The 22,743-nt window shown below is 61.0% G+C and carries 15 protein-coding genes; 4 read left to right on the top strand and 11 right to left on the bottom strand.

Annotated elements, in window-relative coordinates; genetic code table 11:
* Positions 1–124: 124 nt before the first annotated feature.
* The 3 genes from J4G38_RS03385 to J4G38_RS03375 form a co-directional block, all read right to left on the bottom strand.
* Complete coding sequence (locus J4G38_RS03385) at positions 125–1,285, bottom strand: tetratricopeptide repeat protein (protein ID WP_210515584.1); 1,161 nt, start codon at positions 1,283–1,285, stop codon at positions 125–127.
* Between the two features lie 109 nt (positions 1,286–1,394).
* Positions 1,395–2,219, bottom strand: coding sequence for a tetratricopeptide repeat protein (locus J4G38_RS03380; RefSeq protein WP_210515586.1), 825 nt, complete (start codon positions 2,217–2,219; stop codon positions 1,395–1,397).
* A gap of 296 nt (positions 2,220–2,515) precedes the next feature.
* The gene (locus J4G38_RS03375; protein ID WP_210515768.1) at positions 2,516–5,278 is read right to left on the bottom strand and encodes a DNA gyrase/topoisomerase IV subunit A; all 2,763 of its coding nucleotides are present in this window, start codon (positions 5,276–5,278) and stop codon (positions 2,516–2,518) included.
* Positions 5,279–5,771: 493 nt separating this feature from the next.
* Here J4G38_RS03375 and J4G38_RS03370 point away from each other — a divergent pair, with 493 nt between their 5' ends.
* Entirely contained in the window at positions 5,772–6,038 is a 267-nt protein-coding gene (locus J4G38_RS03370; RefSeq protein WP_226163120.1) for a hypothetical protein, read from the top strand.
* Positions 6,039–6,048: 10 nt separating this feature from the next.
* Here J4G38_RS03370 and J4G38_RS03365 read toward each other — a convergent pair whose 3' ends face one another.
* Positions 6,049–7,992 (bottom strand): DNA topoisomerase IV subunit B, encoded by a 1,944-nt coding sequence (locus J4G38_RS03365; RefSeq protein ID WP_210515588.1) that lies wholly within the window; start codon positions 7,990–7,992, stop codon positions 6,049–6,051.
* Between the two features lie 228 nt (positions 7,993–8,220).
* On the opposite strand from J4G38_RS03365, the gene J4G38_RS03360 reads away from it, so the two are divergent.
* From J4G38_RS03360 to J4G38_RS03350, 3 genes are all read left to right on the top strand, one after another.
* A complete protein-coding gene (locus J4G38_RS03360; protein WP_210515590.1) occupies positions 8,221–9,414 on the top strand; it encodes an AI-2E family transporter in 1,194 nt (397 codons plus the stop codon).
* Between the two features lie 96 nt (positions 9,415–9,510).
* Positions 9,511–9,984, top strand: a complete 474-nt coding sequence (locus J4G38_RS03355; RefSeq protein WP_210515592.1) for a ferritin-like domain-containing protein — start codon at positions 9,511–9,513, stop codon at positions 9,982–9,984.
* A 174-nt stretch (positions 9,985–10,158) separates the two neighbouring features.
* Positions 10,159–11,643 carry an exonuclease domain-containing protein gene (locus J4G38_RS03350; protein WP_210515594.1) on the top strand — a complete coding sequence of 495 codons (1,485 nt, stop codon included), beginning with the start codon at positions 10,159–10,161 and terminating at the stop codon, positions 11,641–11,643.
* A gap of 83 nt (positions 11,644–11,726) precedes the next feature.
* Here J4G38_RS03350 and acs read toward each other — a convergent pair whose 3' ends face one another.
* The 7 genes from acs to J4G38_RS03315 all read right to left on the bottom strand — a co-directional run bounded on the left by acs (position 11,727) and on the right by J4G38_RS03315 (position 22,568).
* A complete protein-coding gene (gene acs / locus J4G38_RS03345) occupies positions 11,727–13,679 on the bottom strand; it encodes an acetate--CoA ligase (RefSeq protein WP_226163155.1) in 1,953 nt (650 codons plus the stop codon).
* 261 nt (positions 13,680–13,940) lie between these two features.
* Positions 13,941–15,902: an AMP-binding protein gene (locus J4G38_RS03340; protein ID WP_226163116.1), complete on the bottom strand. Its 1,962-nt coding sequence runs from the start codon at positions 15,900–15,902 to the stop codon at positions 13,941–13,943.
* Between the two features lie 57 nt (positions 15,903–15,959).
* The gene (locus tag J4G38_RS03335; RefSeq protein WP_210515598.1) at positions 15,960–16,331 is read right to left on the bottom strand and encodes a response regulator transcription factor; all 372 of its coding nucleotides are present in this window, start codon (positions 16,329–16,331) and stop codon (positions 15,960–15,962) included.
* 15 nt (positions 16,332–16,346) lie between these two features.
* A complete protein-coding gene (locus J4G38_RS03330) occupies positions 16,347–19,163 on the bottom strand; it encodes a sensor histidine kinase (protein WP_210515600.1) in 2,817 nt (938 codons plus the stop codon).
* Positions 19,164–19,224: 61 nt separating this feature from the next.
* Entirely contained in the window at positions 19,225–19,443 is a 219-nt protein-coding gene (locus J4G38_RS03325) for a hypothetical protein (RefSeq protein ID WP_210515602.1), read from the bottom strand.
* A gap of 119 nt (positions 19,444–19,562) precedes the next feature.
* A complete protein-coding gene (locus J4G38_RS03320) occupies positions 19,563–21,029 on the bottom strand; it encodes an MFS transporter (protein ID WP_210515604.1) in 1,467 nt (488 codons plus the stop codon).
* A 54-nt stretch (positions 21,030–21,083) separates the two neighbouring features.
* Positions 21,084–22,568: a hypothetical protein gene (locus tag J4G38_RS03315; protein WP_210515606.1), complete on the bottom strand. Its 1,485-nt coding sequence runs from the start codon at positions 22,566–22,568 to the stop codon at positions 21,084–21,086.
* Between the last annotated feature and the right edge of the window lie 175 nt (positions 22,569–22,743).

The following is a 22,743-nucleotide window of genomic DNA, read 5'->3' as shown; positions in this document are numbered from 1 at the left end:
GTGAAAAAGGGCCCAAGGGGCCAAGCGGGGCGCAAGTTACGCTTCGCTGAATCAGGAATAAAGAATGCGGAATGGAGAATTGTTGGTTATTCCCGCTTCTTTCGCGCCACATTTTAGTCAGGCGCTATTGCCGGGCAGTGGGCTTTAGGGAAAGCAACGGGCTGATGGGCAGCGGCCGCACTGGTGCCGAAGGGCGGCGGTAATAATAGCGAGGCCCGGTTCGGAGGCTATCGGGCAGCGAGGCTTGCACCCGCTCATTGGTCTTCCAGGCTTTAAAGGTCCAGTGCGGGTTGCCGGGGTTATCGGCCACGAGCAAGCGGTATTGCGCCAATGCTTCGGGCAGTCGGTTTTGGGTTTCGAGGGCTTCGGCCAGTAAGCCCCGGGCTTCGGGAAGGCGCGGGTTGCGGCGCAGGGCGCGGGCAAGGTGCTGAATAACGGCGGCCGGCTGGCGGAGCTTGGCCGCGGCGAGCCCCAGGCGATAATCGGCCCGGTACACCGAAGAATCGAGGGCGATAGCGCGGCGGTAGTACCAGAGGGCGCTGTCGGGGCGGCCTTGCAGCTCCAGCTGGCGGCCGTAATCGTAGTGCAGCAGGCCGGAGGCGCTGTCGAGGCGCATGCCCTGCGCGGCGTAGCGGGCGGCTTCGACGGGGATTCGCCAGGCATTCAGCAGAAAGGCCAGCTGGTGCAGGATTTCGGGTTCGCGGGGGTCGCGGGCCAGCGCGTCCTGCAAATACTGCACGGCGGTGGAGGTATCGGCGGTAGCGGCGTAGGCCAAGCCTTTGTAGAAGAGCGCGGCCGGCTGGTCGGGGTCGAGGCGCAGGGTCCGGTCGAGGTTGTCGAGAGCGGCGGGGTAATTACGGGCGGCGAGGTGGGTTTCGCCCACCAGCAGCGGCAGTTCGGGGCCCGAAAATCCGTGGTCTGCCGCCTGACGGGCAGCGGCCAAGGCATCGGGCAATTGACCTAACGTGCGAAATACCCGCGCCTGCAGAAAGTACAGACTGCCGTCGGCATCGTTGATATCCAAGGCGGCCGTGACGTCAGCCAGGGCGGCGTGGGGCTGGCCGGCCGCGAGGCGCAGAGTGGCACGGCGGGCCAGCAGCGCCGTATTGCGGGGCTCGCGGGCAATGGCGCCGTTCAGCTCATCGGCTTGCACCCGGGGGCCACTTTGCACCGTGGCCAGGTTCACAAGGGTATCGGGGCGCTCGGCGGGCGCCGTATGGCAGGCAGCTACCACCAGCAAAAGCAGGGGCACCGCAACAAGCCTGAACAACCGAGGGGAATACATTGAGAAAGTGGGTAATTGCCGCAAAGAACGAATATCTCCAGCTAGCCAACCAGTCAACCGGCCTCTGCGACGGGTCATTGGGAATGTTTGACCAACGCCGCGCAGGCAGCTATTCCTTTTTGCTGACGGTTTCGACCGGTGGCTTTACTGAATCAGGGCCAGGACTTAGCGACGGCGGCAAGTCGCGGGTCAGGCGCTTTTGGCGGCGGGCGTCGGCGCGCAACAAGGGCGGCAGCATGTTGCGACACAGGCGGCTTACCACCAAATCTTCACTGGTTATGGGAGGTATTTTTTCGGCATCGTGCAGCACTTCGATGGCCCGGCGCCGGCGGCCCTGGTAGCGGCACATACGGGCCAGGTCGTAGCAGAATTGCAGGTTTTGTGGGGCCAGCTTACGCGCTTTTTCCAAATCGTCCATGGCCTCGCGGCTGTCGCCGCCATCGGGCACATCGCCGAGCAACAGCTTGCTATACACCCGTTCAAGCAGGTTGTAGTGCGCCACGCGGTACTGCCAGCGGCCCAGCAGCTGCCAGGTTTCGGGCAAGTCGGGCCGGTGCTCGGTGGCGAGGTAGACGTGCGAGCGCAGGTCGCGAAAGGCCAGCAGGCGCGCCCCGGAGCGGTAGAGCGTGGCTTGGTTGAAGAGCGCGAGGGCCACGGCGTAGTTGCTTTCGCCGCCTTCGGGCCGGAGCAGCAGGGCGCGGTCGGCGTACTGGCGGGCAGCCTCAAAATAGGCGGCCTTTCGGGTTTCGTCGGAATAGCGGCTGCCAATTTTTACGCTCAGCACCGAAGCCTGCCACAGGGCCAGGTAGTGCGCGGGCGCCTGCTTGAGAATGTCCTGGTACATGGCCAGCGCCTCGGAATCCTTAAAGCTATTGACCAGGCTGGCAGCCTGAAACAGCTTGGTACGCACCGCTGGCGGGTCGGATGCTGGCACGGTAGCGGGAATGCTGGCTACGGAAACCGTGGGCTTGCGCGGCCGCGGCCGAAACTGCCCGGCAACAGGCAGCCCGATTATCAGGTAAAGCAGCAACGTTCCGCACAACCAGCTCCGCCACGGCTTGGATGGCAGAGCAGCAGGGCACGACCGCAACCGGGATGAAGCAAGCATAAAGGCAAAGAAACGGCGCACAACGCTTCGCTCAACGAGGAGCACAGAAAGAGGCAAGTGGAATTGACTCCTAAGACAATTATTCCGCTCACTTCATTCCGAATATTACCCAGGCAACGCGGTTAAAACAAGCCTAGCTGGGCCTTGGGGCGCTTCAGCAGCTCCCGGGCCTGGGCTACCTCTTCCGCCGTCACATCAACGGGGCCGGTGGGCTCGGCGGCCGGAGCCTCTCCCCCATTTTCGCCGGGTTTGGGTGCCGCCGGCACCACGCGCCGCTTGGCCACTTCGCGGCGCTGGGGCTCGGGGCCTTCGTCGGTGAGCAAGGCCAGGGCGTGGACTTTGAAGTAGTTGAGCTTGTTGCCCATGGCCTTCCAGCCTTTCACGTCGATGAATTCGTGGAGGGCGATTTTCTCAGCTTCCTTGTCGGCCTTCTTGTCCTTCTGGATTTTCACCTCCACCAACGGCTCGGGGTTGGCCGTCACGGCCAGCAGCTTCGAGCCTTTGGTTTCGGAAATGAAGGTAAAGCGCTTGTCGATGGTGCTGGTTTCAATCTTGAACCGCTTGACGTAGTGGATTTTGGTTTCGCCCTCCACATACACCGCGCTGAGCGCTACTTCGGGCTCGTGCTTGCGCAGCAGCACAATGTTGGGCACGTCGTAATGATTGGCGGGGTCGGCGGTTTTCAATTCGTAGCTGCCGTCCTTAAACACCACCAGTACATGGTCGTCGGTGTCGAAGGTGCCGAGATAGCGGCCATGGGCCGAGGTGTTGAGGCGGCCCACCACGCTGTCGAAAAACATTTCGCGGCCACCCAGCGTGGAGTCGCCCAGGGTTTTCTGCGTAATTTTTTTGATGAGCTGTTTGGTCACGATGTTGCCCATCGAGCCCTTGCCCTTGATGCCTAGCTCGGCAAAATCGAAGTCGAACTGCTTCACCCGCGCCGGTGCTTTATCGCTCAGCTGAATGTTCACAATTTCCGACTCGGAGTTGGGATTTGCCGTCAGATACAGCGTCTTAGTGCCTTTAGTGCCCTTGGTCAGGTCGTAGGTTTTGTCGCGGGTGATGCCCGACACCAGGAAGCGCTTGGCGAACGAAATGCCCGAGGCGCCGTCCAGGTACACCATGTTGTACACCAGCCGGTCGTCGTTCTTGTTGTACACACCAACGTGTAGAATGTCACGGCCGACAAAGGTTTTCTCCGCGATTTTAGTCACCGTAAACGTGCCGTCGCGCTTGATGGCGATGATGTCGTCCAAATCGGAGCAGTCGCACACAAATTCGTCCTTTTTGAGGCCGTAGCCCACGAAACCATCCACGCGGTTCACATAAAGCTTCTGGTTGGCGATGGCCACTTTCTGGGCCGTCACCACGTCGAAGGTGCGGAGCTGGGTTTTGCGCTCGCGGCCCGCGCCGTACTTTTTCAGCAGGCCCTCGAAGTAGTTGATGGCGTAGCGCGTGAGGTTGGCGAGATGGTCGGCCACTTCGGCCAACTCCGCTTCCAGCCGTTGAATGTATTCGTCAGCCTTGAACCCGTCGAATTTCGAGATGCGCTTGATGCGAATTTCAGTCAGACGCGTCAAGTCATCTTCTTCAATGGGGCGGCGCAGCACGATGCGCTGGTCATCGGCCCGCGCCTTATCGCCCTCGATGCGCACAAATTTCTTCAGGCCCTTATCAATCGTTTCCAGGATTTCGGGCCAGGTTTCACACTCCTCAATCTTGCGGTAGATGCGGTTTTCGATGAAGATTTTTTCCAGCGAAGCGTTGTGCCACTTCTCCCACAGCTCATCCTGACGAATTTCCAGCTCGCGTTCCAGCAGCCGCACCGTGGCCTGGGTGCTCTGGCGCAGCACGTCCTCCACGCCCACAAACCGGGGCTTGTCGTCGATGATGACGCAGGTGTTGGGCGAGATGCTGATTTCGCAGTCGGTGAAGGCATACAGCGCGTCCATGGTCAGGTCGGGCGAAACGCCGGCGGGCAGCTGCACCTGGATTTCCACGTCGGCGGCCGTGTTGTCGACCACCTTCTTAATCTTGATTTTATTGGCTTCCGAGGCCTTCACAATGCTTTCCATCAGCGCCGTGGTGGTGGAGCCGTACGGAATGTCGCGGATAATGAGCAGCGTTTTGTCGACCTTCTCGATGGTGGCGCGCAGCCGGATTCGGGCCCCGCGCATGCCCGAGTTGTAGTTGCTCACATCGCAGAGGCCGCCGGTCGAAAAATCCGGAAACAGCTGCACCTCGCGGCCCCGCAGCACGTCGATGCTGGCCCGGCACAGCTCGCGGAAGTTGTGGGGCATAATCTTGGTGCTCAGGCCCACGGCAATGCCTTCCACGCCCTGCGCAAGCAGCAGCGGGAACTTCACGGGCAGCGTGGTGGGCTCGCGCTTGCGGCCGTCGTAGCTCAGCTGCCATTCGGTGGTATCGGGGTTGAACACCACGTCGAGGGCAAACTTGCTCAGCCGGGCTTCGATGTAGCGGGGGGCGGCGGCGCCATCGCCGGTACGGATATCGCCCCAGTTGCCCTGGGTTTCGATGAGCAGGTCTTTCTGGCCCAGGTTCACCATGGCATCGCCGATGCTGGCATCGCCGTGCGGGTGGTACTGCATGGTTTGGCCAATGACGTTAGCCACCTTGTTGAAGCGGCCGTCGTCCATCTCCTTCATGGCGTGCAGAATGCGCCGCTGCACGGGCTTCAGGCCATCTTCAATAGCTGGCACGGCCCGCTCCAGAATCACGTAAGATGCGTAATCCAGAAACCAGTTCTGGTACATGCCTTTCACGGTGGCCACGTCGTGAATGGTTTCGCCGGGGGCAAATTTGGGCTCTTCTTCGGTTTCGATGGCCGGAGTCAGCTCAATGGCCGGCTGGTCCGCCGGTGGCATACCAAACAGGTCCGTGCCCACCGGAGGCAAGCTGTCGGCCTCAGCCGTGACCTGGTCGCTAAATCCGGCGGGCTCTTCAGCATCAGCTGCCGCAGCCGGGGAAAATGCGGACAAATCAAAATCCACCGAATCACCGGGCTGCAAAAAAAATTGGTCGGGTGCGTCGGAGTTGGGAGTATCGAGAGTAGCCACGAAGGAAATGAATGAAGTCGGCGAACTGCCGTCAAAAATACCAGAATCAGCGCGGAGCGCAACAAATTACAATTCTACCCGGGGCCGGAAAGTTCCCAACATTTTTAGTGTTGCATTCTAAGAAGCTGGGATTGCGGCAACCCACTAAATCGGGCTTATGCCTCAAATAACGGCATTTTTTAGCAGTAAACAAGCTAAAAAAAATAGCCAGCCTTGGCCTGATTGCGCCAACACAAAGCCTGTCAATCCGTCAATTTGAGCGGACAAGAAAAAAGCCCGAACCAAAGGCTCGGGCTTTTCCGTGGAATTTGCCGACCAGTCTACCCCTGGCCGGCGGTTCAAACGTACGAAAGAAATTAATTATTCCCAAACGTTCGTCATTAACAGACGGCGGTTTCATGTTATTTCTGTTGAGCTTATTCCAGTTACGGAAAAAAAAAGTTCGTTTCTTTTTCCAACGGTTGTTTTCAGCAACACACTTTTAGGTCAAAATCTGGTAGCCGGTGCGCGGGCAGTCTGCCCCCAATTCCAACGAAAAAACGCCAAGCTGTTCGGTAGGTCCGGCTAACGGAGGCCGATTAAGCCAAATCGGCCTCCGTCACCTCGGCCACAGGCAGCACGTCGGAAGTCACCAGGTCTTTCTCAAGGCGCAGGTTTTCGATGATGAATTCCTGGCGGGCGGGCGTGTTTTTGCCCATGTAGTAGGTGAGCACCTGCTGGATGCTGCGGTCCGATTGCAGGATAACCGGCTCCAGCTTGATGTTCTCGCCGATGAACTTACCGAACTCCTCCGGCGAAATCTCGCCCAGCCCCTTGAAGCGGGTGATTTCAGGGTTCTTGCCCAGCTTGCGCATGGCGTTTTGCTTTTCCTGCTCGTTGTAGCAGTAAATGGTTTCCTTCTTGTTGCGCACCCGGAACAGCGGCGTTTCGAGGATAAAGACGTGGCCGTTGCGCACCAAATCGGGGAAAAACTGCAAAAAGAACGTGAGGAGCAACAAGCGGATGTGCATGCCGTCGACGTCGGCATCGGTGGCCACCACCACGCGGTTGTAGCGCAGGTGCTCAATGCCCTCCTCAATGTTGAGGGCGTGCTGCAGCAGGTTCAGTTCCTCGTTCTCATACACGATTTTCTTTTTCAGACCGAAGCAGTTCAGCGGCTTGCCGCGCAGGCTGAACACGGCTTCCAGTTCCACGTTGCGGCTTTTGGTGATGCTGCCGGAGGCGGAGTCGCCCTCCGTGATGAACAGCGTAGTGAGCAACTCTTTTTCGGCGCCGTCCTTGGCATTTTCGCCCAGGTGGAAGCGGCAGTCGCGCAGCTTGCGGTTGTGTAGGTTGGCTTTTTTGGCGCGCTGGTTAGCCAGCTTTTTCACGCCCGCCATGTCCTTGCGCTCCCGCTCGCTCTGCATGATGCGCTTGAGCAGGTCTTCGGCTACCTTGGGGTTCTTGTGCAGGTAGTTGTCGAGGTTTTCCTTGACGAAATCGAGGATAAAGCCGCGCACCGTGGGGCCGTCGTCTCCCATGTTGATGGAGCCCAGCTTGGTTTTGGTCTGGCTCTCAAACACCGGCTCCTGCACCCGAATCGAAACCGCCGCGATGATGGAGCCGCGCACGTCGGCCGCATCAAAATCCTTCTTATAAAACTCGCGCACGGCTTTCACCACCGCCTCGCGAAAAGCGGCTAAGTGTGTGCCGCCCTGCGTGGTGTACTGCCCGTTCACGAAGGAATAATATTCTTCGCCGTAGTCGTTGCCGTGGGTCAGGGCCAGCTCAATATCCGGCCCTTTCAGGTGGATAATGGGATAGCGCAGGCTCTCAACGTCAGCTTTGCGGGCCAGCAGGTCCAGCAGGCCGTTTTCGGAGTAATACTTCTGGCCGTTGAAATTGATGGTGAGGCCGGCATTGAGGTAAACGTAGTTCCAGATTTGATTTTCGAGGTACTCCGGGATGAAGCGATAGTTCTTGAAAATCGTGTCGTCGGGCTGGAACGTGACGAGCGTGCCGTTGCGCTGGCTGGTTTTTTGGGGCTTGGGGTCGCTCACCAGCTTGCCCTGGGCAAATTCGGCCGCTTTCATGATGCCTTCCCGCACGCTCTGCACCAGGAAATAGCCGCTGAGGGCGTTCACGGCCTTGGTGCCCACGCCGTTCAGGCCGACGGATTTCTGAAACACTTTGGAATCGTACTTGCCCCCGGTGTTTATTTTGCTCACCACATCCACCACTTTGCCCAGCGGAATACCGCGGCCGTAGTCGCGGACTTGGACACGGGAATCTGAAATCTTGATGTCGATGGTGCGGCCGTGGCCCATCACGTGCTCGTCGATGCAGTTATCGACGACCTCCTTCACCAGCACGTAAATGCCATCGTCGTAAGCCGAACCGTCGCCGAGCTTGCCGATGTACATACCCGGCCGCAGGCGGATGTGCTCGCGCCAGTCCAGCGAGCGAATGCTGTCTTCGTTATAGCCGTGGTCGGGAGTTTTGGTGGGGGCTTCCGAAGCGTCGGAAAGTAGTTCGTTGTTCATGGGGGCAACTGTTCTCCAGTTTTGGGGTAAAATAACGCAGAAATTGGCGGGAGGGCAAGAAATATTGCCAGCTTGCTTAGCATATCCCAACTAATTTATTTAGCCTTCAACACCGTTGCGGCGGCCCTGGTTCACCCCGGATTATAGCCATTGCCCGGCATTTTGCGTTTGCTACGCTTTTCCGGGTTTCCTGCCCCCTCGCTTTCGGCCTCTCTCATCTTTCACTCCATGTTTCCTCCTCTAATCAACCGCGGCACACCGCACGCCCATGTCACGCAGCAAAGCGGGGCCACCCCCGAGGCCAAGCTGGCGCCGGTGGTGCACTATACTTTTTTGCTCATTGGGCTGTCGCTGCTGGTGTTTGTGCTGCACAAGCTCGACGGCATTTTGTTGCCCTTGTTCTTCTCGGCCCTGCTGGCTACCCTGCTCCTGCCCATGGTGAGCAAGCTAGAAAGCTGGCGGTGGCCGCGGATACTGGCCATTCTCGCCGCCATTTTTATGCTGGTGGGCGGCATCGCGGGGCTTATTGCGCTATTCGGCACCCAAATAATGGATTTGAAAGCCGAGTTGCCGCTGATTCAGGCCAAGCTGGCGGTGATGTTCGACCAGGGCCAGACGTGGCTGCACGACCGGTTTGGGATGCGCGTGATGAGCAAGGACGAGTTCATCGACTCCTCGCTGAGCTCGGCCAAAAAGTCGGCAGGCGGGTTTCTGGGCAGCACGCTCAGCACCACGGCCGGCGTGCTGAGCGTGCTCACCCTCATTCCCATTTATATTTTCTGCCTGCTCTATTACCGCGACCACATGCGGCAGTTCATGTTCCGCTTTGTGGCGCCCGACAAGCGTACGGCCGTGCTGCACACCATGGACAGCATTCAGAGCGTGGTGCAGGCCTACATTTCGGGGTTGCTCACGGTCATCGTAATCGTATCGGTGCTCAACGGCATCGGGCTGCTGCTGCTGGGCGTGAAATTTGCCATCTTTTTTGCCATTTTTGCCTCGGTGCTGGCCGTGATTCCCTACATCGGCATTATGGTGGGGGCCACCATTCCGGCCCTGATTACGCTGGTCGAAACGGGCTCGCCGGGCAAGGCCGCAGCCGTGGTGGGCGTGTTTGTGTTCGTGCAATTCCTCGAAGGCAACTTCATTACGCCCATGATTACGGGCTCCAAAGTGAGCATTAACCCCATGGCAGCCATCGTGGCCCTTATTCTGGGTGGCGAGCTGTGGGGCACGCCGGGCATGATTCTGAGTATCCCGCTGATGGCCGTGCTCAAGGTTGTGTTTGATGCGAATAAATCGACGGAGCCGTGGGGCTTTTTGCTGGGCGATGTGACCGATGGCGAAGACACGAGAAAGGACAAATCGGACGACAAGCTCAGCTTTCTGGCGAAGGCGTGGCTCATGATAAAGCGCATGTAAAAAGGCGGATAAAGGCCAATATTTTACACAACCCCTTGGCTTGCATTGCAGTATAACCAAGGTAACGTTTCCTTCCACCACTCATTTCCTACGATTATGGCTACGCCCAATGAAACCACGGCCCGCGCTTACAACGACTTAGTTGAAATCAATAAAACCGCCACCAAAGGCTACCAGGAAGCCGCTGAAGGCGTGACCAGCCCCCAGCTGAAATCGGAATTGAGCCGCCTCTCGCAGCAGCGCGCCCAGTTCGCCTCCGAGCTTTCGCAGCACGCCACCCAGTACGGCATCAACCCCGAAGCGCACGGCACCGTTGAAGGCGCCCTGACCGACGCTGCAGCCGCCGTGCACCGCGGCTGGATTAACATCAAATCGGCCATCACCGGCCAGGATGATTCGGCCATTCTCGGCGAATGCGAAACCGGCGATGCCACCGCTCTCAAAGCCTATGAAACTGCCCTGCAAGCCAATGACCTGCCCACCGAAGCAAAAAGCGTGATTGAGCAGCAGCGCAGCCAGATTCTGAACGCCAAAAACATGGTGACGCAGTGGAAAGGCGAGGTGAAATAGTTTCAATGAGCAGTTAACGCTGGGCCGTTATCAAATTGCGAACTGAACAACTCGCTGACAACTGCTCACGGTTGATTGAAGAAAGGGCAGCCCCACAGGCTGCCCTTTTTTCGTGCAACCTTCTGCCGGGCTAAGTTTGTTAGCTTTCCTTTCGACCACCTTCTGCGCCGCGCCTTGTACGCCATCATTGACCTTGAAACCACCGGCGGGCAGCCTACCCAGGACCGCATCACCGAAATAGCCATTTACGTTCACGACGGCGAGAAAATCGTGGACGAATACGCCACGCTTCTCAATCCCGGTCGGGCTATTCCGCCATTTATCACCCAACTCACCGGCATCACCAATGACATGGTGAGCGACGCACCCAAATTCCACGAAGTAGCCCGCAAGGTGGTGGAAATGACCGAAGGCTGCGTGTTCGTGGCTCACAACGTGCGGTTTGACTATTCGTTTCTGAAAAAAGAGTTTGCCGACCTCGGCTATAATTATTCCCGCAAAACGCTGTGCACCGTGCGCCTGAGCCGTTCGCTCATTCCCGGCCAGCCCAGCTACAGCCTGGGAAAGCTCTGCCAGAATATCGGTATTCCGCTCGAAGGCCGGCACCGCGCGGCTGGCGATGCCCACGCCACGGCTCTGCTCTTTGGCAAGCTGCTGAAGATTACGCAGGACAGCGAAGCCGTGCAAAACGGCCAGGCTCCGGCTGATACCCTGGCCCGGGTAGATGCCCTGGCCCCTGCCGGCCGCCGGCCCGACGGCACCAAAGCGCCTTCGCCCAAGCGCGTGGCCGCCGTGCAATCTGCCATTCGGGAGGCGCTGATGCCGCCGCTGGTATCGGCGGCGCTGGTGGCCAGCCTGCCCCAGGCCACGGGCGTGTACTACTTCCACAACGAGGCCGGCGAGGTGATTTACGTGGGAAAGTCCATCAACATCTACAAGCGCATTCAGCAGCACTTTGCGGTGGACGTGAAATCGCGCAAGAGCCTGGAATTCAAGAATTCTATTGCCGATATCACCTGGGAATTAACTGGTTCGGAGCTGGTGGCGCTGCTGTACGAGTCGCACCTGATTAAGCAGCTAAAGCCGGCGTACAACCGGGCGCAGCGGCGCTCGGTGTTTCCGGCGGGCATCTATCTGCGGATAGACGAGCAGGGCTACAAGCGCCTGGCTTATGGCCGCGCCGATGCGCGGAATGCCGAAATTCCCATCATCGCACTGGGCAACCAATACAAGGCCCAGGGCTTCCTCTACCACAAAGTGGCCAAGTACAACCTCTGCCAGAAGCTCTGCGGCCTGTATAAAACGCCGGGCAGCTGCTTCGACTTCCAGGTGCACCGCTGCCAGGGCGCCTGCGTGGGCCAGGAACCGCCGGAATCCTACAACCTGCGCGTGGACGAGGCCATCGACAGCATCAGCTACGAGCACGAGACGTTCGTGGTCATCGGCCCGGGCCGCACGGAGCTGGAAAAAACCATCGTGCTGGTGGAGAACGGCCGGTACCAGGGCTTTGGCTACGTCGATGAAACGTTCACGGCGCGCAAACTGGCCGATTTCCGGGACGTGATAAAGCAGTTCACCGACAATAAGGACGTGCAGCAGATTATCCGGCAGCATTTGCGGACCAAGCGCAAGGGCGAGCGGGTGAAAGTGTTTGGATGATTTCAGCAAGATTCCTGATTCATTAAAAAGGCGGCCCTGGAAATCCAGAGCCGCCTTTTTAATGGGGAGTATGTGGCGGAAGCCTACTTTTTGCCGGCCAGGATTTCATCCACAACCAGTGGGTCCAATAGCGTGGTGACGTCGCCGAGGTTGGTGGTTTCGCCCTCGGCTACTTTGCGCAGGATGCGGCGCATGATTTTGCCGGAGCGGGTTTTGGGCAGGCCCGAGACGATTTGAATCTTGTCGGGCTTGGCGATGCGGCCGATTTCGGCGACTACGGCTTCGATGATGCTGGCTTCGGTCTTTTGCAGGTCGAGGTCGGTGGTGGGGACGCCGTTCTGGCAGATGACGTAGGCGTAGATGCCCTGCCCCTTCACCTCGTGCGGGTAGCCCACTACGGCGCTTTCCACCACGTACTCGCTCTGGTTGATGGCGTTTTCGATTTCGGCGGTGCCGAAGCGGTGGCCCGAGACGTTGATGACGTCGTCGACACGGCCGATGATGCGGTAGAGGCCGTTTTCGTCGCGCCGGGCGCCATCGCCGGTGAAGTAGTAGCCGGGATAAGGCGTGAAATAGGTTTGGCGCGCGCGCTCGTGGTCGCCCCAGGTGGTGCGGATAACGCCGGGCCAGCTGGCCTTGATGGCGAGGTAGCCTTCCTGGTCGTTGCCTTCGATTTCGGTGCCGTCCTGGTTCAGCAGCACCGGCTGGACGCCGGGCAAAGGCAAGCCGGCGCGGGCGGGCACGCTGGGCGTGATGCCGGCCAGGGCCGATATCATGATGCCGCCGGTTTCGGTTTGCCACCAGGTGTCCACGATGGGGCAGCGGCCCTTGCCGACGTGCTGGTGGTACCAGTACCAGGCCTCTTCGTTGATGGGCTCGCCCACCGAGCCGAGGATGCGCAGGCTGCTGAGGGAATAGGCCAGCACGTTATCGAGGGGCGTGGCCATGAGGCTGCGAATGGCCGTGGGCGCGGTGTAGAAAATGGTGACGTGGTGCTTGTCAATCACCTCCCAGAAGCGGCCCGGCGAGGGGAACGTGGGCACGCCCTCAAACAGCAGCGTGGTGCTGCCGGCCAGCAAGGGGCCGTAGAGGCCGTAGGTGTGGCCGGTGACCCAGCCGATGTCGGCGGTGCACCAGTACAGGTCGTTTTCTTCCACCTGAAACACGTTGCGAAACGTGTAATCGGCCCACACCATGTAGCCGGCCTGGCTGTGGACCACGCCCTTGGGCTTGCCGGTGCTGCCGCTGGTGTAGAGGATGAAGAGCGGGTCTTCGGCGGCCATTTCCTCGGCGGGGCAGTCTTTTTCCACGTCCTTCACCTCGTCGTGAAACCAAACGTCGCGGCCTTCTTTCATGTCGACGGGCCAGCCGGTGTGCTCCACCACCAGCATGCCGCGCACGGAGGGGCAGTTGGCCAGGGCTTCATCGACCACGCTCTTGACGGGAATCTGCTTGGCGCCGCGCTCCAGGGCATCGGCGGTGATGACGAAGCTGGCATTGGCATCGTTGACGCGGTCGGCGATGGCCGTGGCCGAAAAACCGGCGAAGATGACCCCATGCACAGCTCCGATGCGGGCGCAGGCCAGCACGGCAATGGCCAGCTGCGGAATCATGGGCAGGTAGAGAACCACGCGGTCGCCCTTCTGCACGCCGTTTTTCTTGAGCACATTGGCCATCTGGCACACCTGAGTATGCAGCTCGCGGTAGGTGAGGCGCAGGTGGCGGGTTTTGGGGTCGTTGGGCTCGAAGACGATGGCCAGCTTGTTGCCGCGCTGGGCGAGGTGGCGGTCGAGGCAGTTCTCGGTGATGTTGAGGGTGGCGCCATCGAACCAAGTGCTGCTGCCGGCGGGCGAAAACTCACCGCCGCGCACCGTGTCCCACTTTTTGCGCCAGGTGAACTGTTCGGCGGCTTCCGCCCAGAAAGCATCAGGGTCTTCGATGGATTGCTGGTAATCGGCGTGGTATTCTTCGAGCGTGCGGGTGCGGATGGCGGACATTTTGGAGGAATAAAAAAAGGCGGAATGATTGTAGGCGATTAAAAACAGCTTATCGGGGCTTGCCGAAAGTCTTGCTGGGATTGGGTTATGGCTTTCGGGGCTTGGATTATTGCTTCCGGGACTTGAGCTAAAGCTTTCGGGACTTAGGCTAAAGCTTTCGGGACTTGGAATAAAGCTTCCGGGGATTGGGTTGTGGCTTCCGGGGATTGGATTATTGTTCCCGGGACTTGGGTTGTGGCTTCCGGGACTTGTCAAATTCAATACTCCAGGTCCTGAAACGATTCCTCCGATTGTCAAATGCTAAGCCGCAGGGTTAGTTTCGAAGGCGGCGCCGATGCTGCGCCGTTGCAGGCCCGCGCGGATTTCATCGAGGATAAGCGGGTCGTCGATGGTGGGGGGCATGGGGAAAGTTTCGCCGTCGGCGAGCTGGCGCAGGGTTTTGCGGAGGATTTTACCGGAGCGGGTTTTGGGCAGGCGCTTCACCACCAGCACCGCCCGGAAGCAGGCCAGGGCCCCGATTTGGGCCCGCACGGCGGCAATCAGCTCTTTTTCGAGGGCCTCCTCTCCTATCGTCTGGCCGTCCTTCAGCACCACCAGGCCCACGGGCACCTGGCCGCGCAACGGGTCGGCGATGCCGAGCACGGCGCACTCGGCCACGGCGGGGTGGGCGGCGAGGATTTCCTCGATTTCGCCGGTGCTGAGGCGGTGGCCGGCCACGTTGATGACGTCATCGACGCGGCCCATGATGTAGGTGTAGCCTTCGTGGTCGCGGTAGCCGCCGTCGCCGCTGAGGTAGTAGCCGGGAAAGGTGCTGAGGTAGGCCTGGTAGCGGGCATCGTCGTTCCAGAGGGTGGGAAAGCAGCCGGGGGGCAGGGGCAGTTTCACGGCCACGAGGCCGGTGGTGCCGGGCGGCACGGGGTGGCCGGCCTCGTCGAGAATGTGTACGTCGTAGCCGGGCACGGGGTGGCCGGCGCTGCCGGCGCGGGGCGCGGGCATGCCTTCGAGGCCGACGAGGGTGGCCAGCATGGGCCAGCCCGATTCGGTTTGCCACCAGTGGTCGACCACGGGCACGCCGAGCAGGTGTTGGGCCCACTGATAGGTGGCGGGGTCGCAGCGCTCGCCGGCCAGGAAGAGGTGGCGCAGGCTGCTGAGGTCATATTTTTTGGCCAGCAGGCCCTCGGGGTCTTCTTTTTTGATGGCCCGGATGGCGGTGGGCGCCGTGAACATGACGCGGACCCGGTACTGCTCGACGATGCGCCAGAAGGTGCCGGCGTCGGGGGTTCGCACGGGTTTGCCTTCGAATAAAACGGTGGTGCAGCCCCGCAATAAGGGCCCGTACACGATGTAGCTGCTACCCACGGCCCAGCCGATATCGGAACCCGTGAAGATGACATCGCCGGGCTCCATAGCATAGATGGCCCGCATGCTGAAATGCAAGGCCACGGCGTGGCCGCCATGGTCGCGCACCACACCCTTGGGCCGGCCGGTGGTGCCGCTGGTATACAGGATGTAGAGCGGGTGCGTGGCGGGCACCGGCACGGCCGGCACGGGGGCGGCCCGGAGCAACTCCTGGTAGTCGAGGTCGCGGCCGGGCTGCAGCTCTGCGGTCACAAAATCGCGCTGAAAAACCACGACGTGGGCCGGCTTGAAGGCGGCTTGGGCAATGGCCTCGTCCACGAGCGGCTTGTAGGGAATGACGCGGTCGAACTCCACGCCACCCGAGGCGCAGACGATGGCGCGGGGCTGGGCGTCGTCAATTCTCACGGCCAGCTCGTGGGCCGCAAAGCCGCCGAACACCACCGAATGCACGGCCCCGAGCCGGGCGCAGGCGAGCATGGCCACCACGGCTTCGGGCGTGTTGGGCATGTAGATGATGACGCGGTCGCCGAGGCCTACGCCTATTTCGCGCAGGCCGCCGGCGAAGCGGGCCGTCATATCCAGCAGCTCGGCGTAGGTGTAGGTGCGCTGGGTGTGGGTAACGGGCGAGTCGTAAAGCAGGGCGGGCTGGTCGGCGCGGCCGTTTTGCACGTGGTAATCGAGGCAGAGGAAACTAGTATTCAGCTCGCCGCCCCGGAACCAGCGGTAGGTGCCGTTGGCATCCTGCGAGAGCGGCTCAGTGGGCCGGGTGTCCCAGTGCAGGTGGTGGGCCTGGGCCAGCCAGAAGGCGCCGGGGTCGGCCAGGCTGGCGGCGTGGGTGGCGGCGTAAGAGCAGGCTGGTTTCATGGCGGGTGGGATGTAGCGCGGACTTTGCAGCCCGCGCATGGGATGGGTTGGGTAGGTTACTCGGGTATTGTTCAGGCGCGGACTACAGAGTCCGCGCTACATAGTGAGCAGCTCGCGGACTTTCTCCATGAGCTGGCGGGTACTGAAGGGTTTTGGAATATACAAGTCCGCCCCGGCTTCGTAGCCCTTCCGGACGTCGGCTTCGCGGCTTTTGGCCGAGAGGAAAATGACTTTCGTGCCGGCACGGTCGGGGCGCTGGCGCAGCTGCTGGCACACCCGGTAGCCGTCTACGTCGGGCATCATCACGTCGAGCAGCACGAGGTCGAAAGGCGTTTGGGCGATGGCGGCCAGGGCCTCGGTGCCGTTGCGGGCAATGCCGACCTGGTAGCCGTTTTTGCGCATCAGGAATTCGAGCGACATGACGATGTTGGGCTCGTCGTCAACAATTAAAATGTGAGGTGTTTTCATGCAAAGCAAGTGTTTTCATGCGGAAAGGGAAGGTGAGTAAACGGCGGTGGGCACGGCCGATACGGGCAGCGGCAGCTCAATAAAAAAGCGGGCGCCCTGGTCCAGGGCGCTTTCGACCCAGATGCGGCCGTGGTGCAGCTCCACAATCTTCTTGGTGATGGCCAGGCCCAGGCCCGAGCCTTCGGGCTTGCGGATGTTCTGGTTGTGGGCCTGGTAAAACTTGTCGAAGATAAGGTGCTGCGCGGCGGGCGAAATGCCCCGGCCATTGTCTTCCACGCACAGCAGGAGCACGTCGGCCACCGGCCAGGCCAGCACCGAAATGCGCCCCAGGCCGTGGGGCTGGCAGGCCTTCACGGCATTGGAAAGCAGGTTGACGAGGACTTGCATGAGCCGGTCGCGGTCGGCGGAAAGCACCGGCAAATCGGCGGGCACATCTACGTGGAGGGCAATTTGCTTGTCGCGCAGGAGCTGGCCCACGGCCTCCAAAGCTTCGGCCACCAGCTCGGGCACCACCACGCGGTTCCGGTCGAGGGTGGCCTGGCCCGATTCGAACTTCTCCAAATCGAGCACCAGCGAAATCAGGCGGGTGAGGCGTTCGGCTTCGCGCCCGATGGTGAGTTGGAAGCGCTGGCGCTCCTCTTCCTCCAGCTCGGGGTTGTCGGCCAGGATTTCGGCCAGCGCCCGGATGCTGGTGAGCGGCGTGCGCAGCTCATGGGTCACGGTGTAGAGAAATTCGTCCTTGCGCTGGTCCAGGGCCTGGAGCTGGTCGTAGGCGGCGCGCAGCTCGTCGGTGAGGCGTTGGAGCTGGCGGCTTTGCTTTTGCAGCTGGCGGTTGGCTTCGAGCAGCTGCTGGCTTTCGCGCAGGATGCCCACCACGCTGTCGTAGCTAATCTGTTCGGCGCCCGCCACCGAGGCCACCAGCATGCGAGCCGAGGCCGGGCCCAGGCTGCCGGCCAGTAGCTTTTCGGCGTAGGTGAGCAGGCGCGGGTCGGCGGGCGTGAAGGGGTGAGCGGACGAATGGGGGACTGAGTCCGGGTCGGACGTTGGGTTTTCGGACGGCACCGCGTCGGGGAAACGGGTGGCGAAGGTGCGCAGGGCCTGGTTGGTACGCTTCTTCCCGAGGAAGCCCAGCAGCAGCGCGCGCACGTCGGGAAAGGGCGTGCGCCCCTGCCAGCCGGCCACTTCCTCGGCCAGGCTGCGACGGGTAAATACGTCCACGAACACGTCGGCCTGCCGCAACTCCAGGGCCGTGGGCGGCACCGCCACCGAGAGGCCCACGTAGATACCAATGTTGAAAAACCAGCTCCAGAACAGCCCGTGCGAGAGGTAATCGAGCCCTTCGAGCCCAAACAGCGCGAACGGCCGCAGCCCTGCAATGCCGCCCACGCCCTCGGTGAGGATGGAAGCAGGCAGCCGGCCCGGCCCCACCAGCGTGGGCAGCACCAGCGTGAAAAACCAGACGCCAAACCCTGCCAGCAGGCCCACCGTGGCCCCGCGCCGGGTGCCGCCTTTCCAGTACAGCCCGCCCAACACGGCGGGCACGAACTGCGCCACCGCCGCAAACGAAACCAGGCCGGTGTTCACCAGCGGCAGCTGCTTGCCCACCATGGCGTAGTAGATATAGGCCAGCAGCAGCACCAGCACCACGGCCAGGCGGCGGCTTTTGAGGGCCACACGGCCCAGGTAGGCAAACCAGCGGGTCTGGCCCTCGGGCCGGGCGGCGGGCACCCGCACCAGCAGTGGCATGAGCAGGTGGTTGCTCATCATCACGCTCAGGGCAATGGTTTCGACGATAATCATGCTGCTGGCCGCCGAGAGCCCGCCCAGGTAGGTGAGCAGCGCCAGCCAGAAATGCCCCGCCGCCAGCGGCAGCGCCAGCACAAAGGTGTCGGCGTCCAGCCCGCGCCCGCCCAGCTTCAGCATACCCCCAAAAGCCACCGGCAGCACAAATAAGTTGATGACGATGAGGTAGAGTGGGAACAGCCACATGGCCTTGCGGAGGTGGTTTTCGTCCACGTTCTCCACCACGGCCACCTGAAACTGCCGGGGCAGCAGCAGCACTGCCGACATGCTCAGGGCCAGCAGCGTGAACCACCCGGCACTGCTCGTGCCACTGCCGCGCAGCGTGAACAGCTGCCGCAGGGCCGGCACTGCCGCCGCCTGGTCAAACACGTCGGCAAAGCCATGGAACAAGCCGAACGTGACGAACACGCCCAGCACCAGAAACGCCACCAGCTTCAGCACGCTCTCCACGGCCACGGCCAGCACAATGCCCTCGTGCCGCTCGGTGGCCTCGACGGACCGCACCCCGAACAGGATGGTGAACACCGCCAGCGCCCCCGTGGTGTAGAGCGCCGTGGTGGCCGCCGGGCCGCCCACGCCCGCGCTGCTGCCGGTCATGGTTACGAAGGAGGCGGCAATGGCTTTGATTTGCAAGGCGATGTAGGGCACGATGCCAAGCACGCACACCACCGTAACCAGCGCCCCCAGCGAGGCACTTTTGCCGTAGCGGGCCGAGATAAAATCGGCAATGGACGTGAGGCGCTGCTGCCGGCACACCCGAATGATTTTGCGCAGCACCAGCCACCAGGCCGGGGCCAGCAGCGTGGGCCCCAGGTAAATGCCCACGAACTCCAGCCCGTAGTGCGCCGCCCGGCCCACCGAGCCATAATACGTCCAGGCGGTGCAGTACACGGCCATGCTCAGGGCGTACACGTAGGGGTTGCTCACCAGGCTTTTCCGGGCCGCCGACCGACGCTCCGCCGCGTAGGCCACGCCGAAAAGCAGGGCCAGGTAGCCGAAGGAGAAACCAATAACGAGCAGCTTGGACATTGGTTTTAAGATTTTGTCATTGCGAGTGGAGCGCAGCGGAACGCGGCAATGACAAGCGGGCTCACGCCTTCTCCCTCACCAGCCACGCCGTCAGGGCCACCAGTAAAATCCACGTCAGCAGCACGTAGAGGTAGAGGACCGGCACGCCGGCCAGCCGGCCGTCGTGGTCGAACACGGCCAGGAGCGGAAAATTGAGCAGCACGCCAAACAGGCCCGCCAGGAACAGCAAGCGCTGGTCCCGGCGCGGCTCGGCCTGCTCAGGGCGTGGAGTGGAGGGCATGAAAAAACCGGGCTTGTTGGGCATGGGACGGGCCGGTGAAATAGACCGTCAATCTAAGCAAAAGTCCGCCGGGCGCGGGCCCGGCGGACTTTTAAACCGTCGCAGCGGGGCCCGGGCCGTTAGTCCATCAGCTTCACATTGCGCATGTCTTTCATATTGGCCGAGCCGTAGAGAAAGCAGATGGCCGCGATGACCACCGGATACACCAGGCCGAAGTAGATGCTGTGCTCCTTGAGGAAGCCCGACGGCTGCGCGGCAGCATAGGCCACCAGCGCGGTCGAAATCAATGGCACCAGGCCGCCGAAGATGCCGTTGCCAATGTGGTAAGGCACGGACAGCGAAGTGTAGCGCACTTTGGTGGGGAATAGCTCGACGAGGTAAGCGGCAATGGGGCCGTACACCATGGTCACGAACAACACCAGGCAGAACACCAGCACAATCATGGGCAGCATCTGGAAATCGTTGGCCACCATCACGGCGGGCACGGCCACGCCGGCGGCATCCACGGTGGCGGCGGTTTTCTCCACGATGGGGCCGGAGAATTGCTTCAGGCCGTAGAAAATCGGTACGGTGAACAGCACGCCGCACAGCATGCCCGTCATGATGATGCGCTTGCGCCCGATGCGGTCCGACAGCGAGCCGAAGTACACGAAGAACGGTGTGGCCGCCAGCAGCGCCACGCACAGAATGATGCTGGCCTGCACCTGCTCAATTTTCAGGATGGTTTGCAGGAAGAAGTAGGCGTAGAACTGCCCCGTGTACCAAATCACGCCCTGGCCCATGGTAGCCCCAAACAAGGCCAGCAGCACCAGCTTGCGGTTCACGGGCTCCACGAAAGAGTCGCGCAGCGGTGATTTGCTCGTGGTGCCTTCGGCTTTGGCTTTCTCAAACAGCGGCGACTCGTTCAGCTTGCGGCGGATGATGTACGATGCCACCACCAGGATGGAAGACAGCAGGAAAGGGATGCGCCAGCCCCACTCGGCGAAGGCCGCCGCGCCCACCGTGAGCTTGGTGCCCACAATCACGGCGATGCTGATGAACAGGCCAATGGTGGCCGTGGTCTGAATAAAGCTGGTGTAGTAGCCACGGCGGCTGTCGGGCGCGTGCTCGGCTACGTAGGTGGTAGCGCCGCCGTACTCACCGCCCAGGGCCAGGCCCTGCACCACCCGCAGCAGGAAAATCAGAATCGGCGCGGCCACGCCGATGGCGGCGTAGTTCGGAATCAGGCCAATGGCAAACGTGGAGCCGCCCATGAGCAGCAGCGTGAGCAGAAACGTGTACTTCCGCCCCACCATATCGCCGATGCGCCCAAACACAATGGCCCCAAACGGCCGCACCACAAAGCCCACCGCAAACGCGGCCAGCGTGCTCAGCAATGCCGCCAGCGGGTTGGTTTTCGGGAAAAACTGGGTGGCGATAATCGTAGCCAGCGAGCCAAAAATGTAGAAATCGTACCACTCGATGACCGTGCCCACCGAGGAGGCTTTAATCACCTGCCAGATTTTACTGGTTGGGGTCGTGTTGTTGTCGTGCGCCAGCGGCGCGTCCAAAGCGGCACCGTACGGTGGGGTCAAACTCTGTTCCATGGAAATTTCAGCATAAAAAGATGAGGTGTGAACGCAAAAAGATAGCCGCCGAGCCTAGAGGTACACCTGGAACTGCATGGTGACCTCGGGCCGGTACTGCACGCTGTTGACCGTGGCCGCGCCGTTGTTGGCCGGGATGAAGGTCTGGTCCGAGAAATCGGGCCGGGCGCGGTAGTTGAGTGTGATTTTGGCGTTGTGGCCGTCGAGCAGCAGGTTCAGGCCGGCATCGTACACATTCACCGATTTACGGCTGCCGTCGGTGTCGTGCAGGCCCTCCCACTCGTTGCGCAGGTACGCGACGTAGGGTTGTAGGCGGGCTTTCGCACCCAGCAATTGCTTGGGCAGCAGCAGGCCGGCCTGGGCATAGTAGCTGTGGCCAGTGCCGATGAGGGGCAGGGCGTTGCCATACAGGTTGGCCGGGCCGGGGCTGCCCACCACGGTGTTTGAGCCGGGGTTCAGCACGCCGACATTACGCACGTAGTTGGGGCCGAAATCGTAGTTGTAATACACGCCATACAGCGTCAGAGCCGTGTTAGACGTGGTATCAACCGGGGCATCATAGAACACGTCCGCTCCAAAGAGCTTGATGTCGTGCGTGTGGGTTGTGGGGTTCACCACCACGTCCTGGTCCCGCGAGTACGTCCCTTCGGCGTTGTAGTGGTAGCCGGCGCCAACATTCAACACTTTCTTGGTGCCCAGCCAGGTACCCGTGGTAAAGGGCAACAAGTTGGGCTCCTTATCAAAGAAGGAATAGCTGAAATAGCCCTGGTAAATTTTGTTGGTGTTGCGGGGGTTGAACTGCGCTACATTGGTGCGGAGCGCGGCCGGCGTACTGGCCGTATTAGTGGCAAAGGCATCGTCGATGGCCACGCGGTAATCAAAGCCGCCAATGCGGCCCTTGCCATAAAAGCCCAGGAAAAAGCCGAACTGGTCGGTTAGGTCCAGCGTGGGGAAGTTGGTGACCGGAATGTCGTAGGTCATTATAGTGGCCGTGCTGGCGGCCGTCATCCGCGACACGCCCACCTGGTAGTTCAAGCCGCCGCCAATGCTGAGGTACTTGTTCACCTTGTATTCGGCTATGGCTTCGTGGATGTAGTTTGGGGAGCGCTTTCCGGGGCCGTTGGGGTCGTTGGGCACGCCGCCGGTCAGGGCCGTCTGGTTTTCAATGCCCAAGTCGATAAAAGTCAGGAACCGGGGGTTGAGCTGGGCCAGCATAATCAGGCGCGCCCGCCGGATGCCAAACGTGGTCTGGTCGCTTTTGGGGTTGCCGTTGCGGACGGTGTTGCTGTTGTTCTCATTGTATTGGGCCCACATCTGCGCCCAGGTCAGGAAGCGCAGGTACTTCGAGCCGTCGGGCGAGAGATTTACTTTCATGCCAGCGCCGTAGGGCACCGGCTTGGCTGGAGTGGGCACGGCCGGCGGCGCGGTGGGAGTGGCTGGCGCGGGGGCCGGGCCGGTAGCGGGAGGAGTGACCTGGCCGAAGACGGCACCGGAGAGCAGCAGACCACTCAGAGTTAATGCATAACATGTATTTTGCATTGTACTTGGGGAAAATAAGTGAAGTTATACCGCGAAACCTCCGGTAGAATTCGGTAGAATTGAGGAAGACGAAACCGCCTACTCCTACCTCACGCCGATTGGTTCTGCTAAATAGCATTCTTCATTCCCGCTTAGCTACTTTATTGGGGTCGTTTTGCTAACCGCCTATAGCTGC

The organism is Hymenobacter terricola (assembly GCF_017921975.2).
GTDB lineage: Bacteria > Bacteroidota > Bacteroidia > Cytophagales > Hymenobacteraceae > Hymenobacter > Hymenobacter terricola.
Note: the sequence above shows the minus strand (reverse complement) of the source record. Positions and strands in the feature narration are given on the sequence as shown.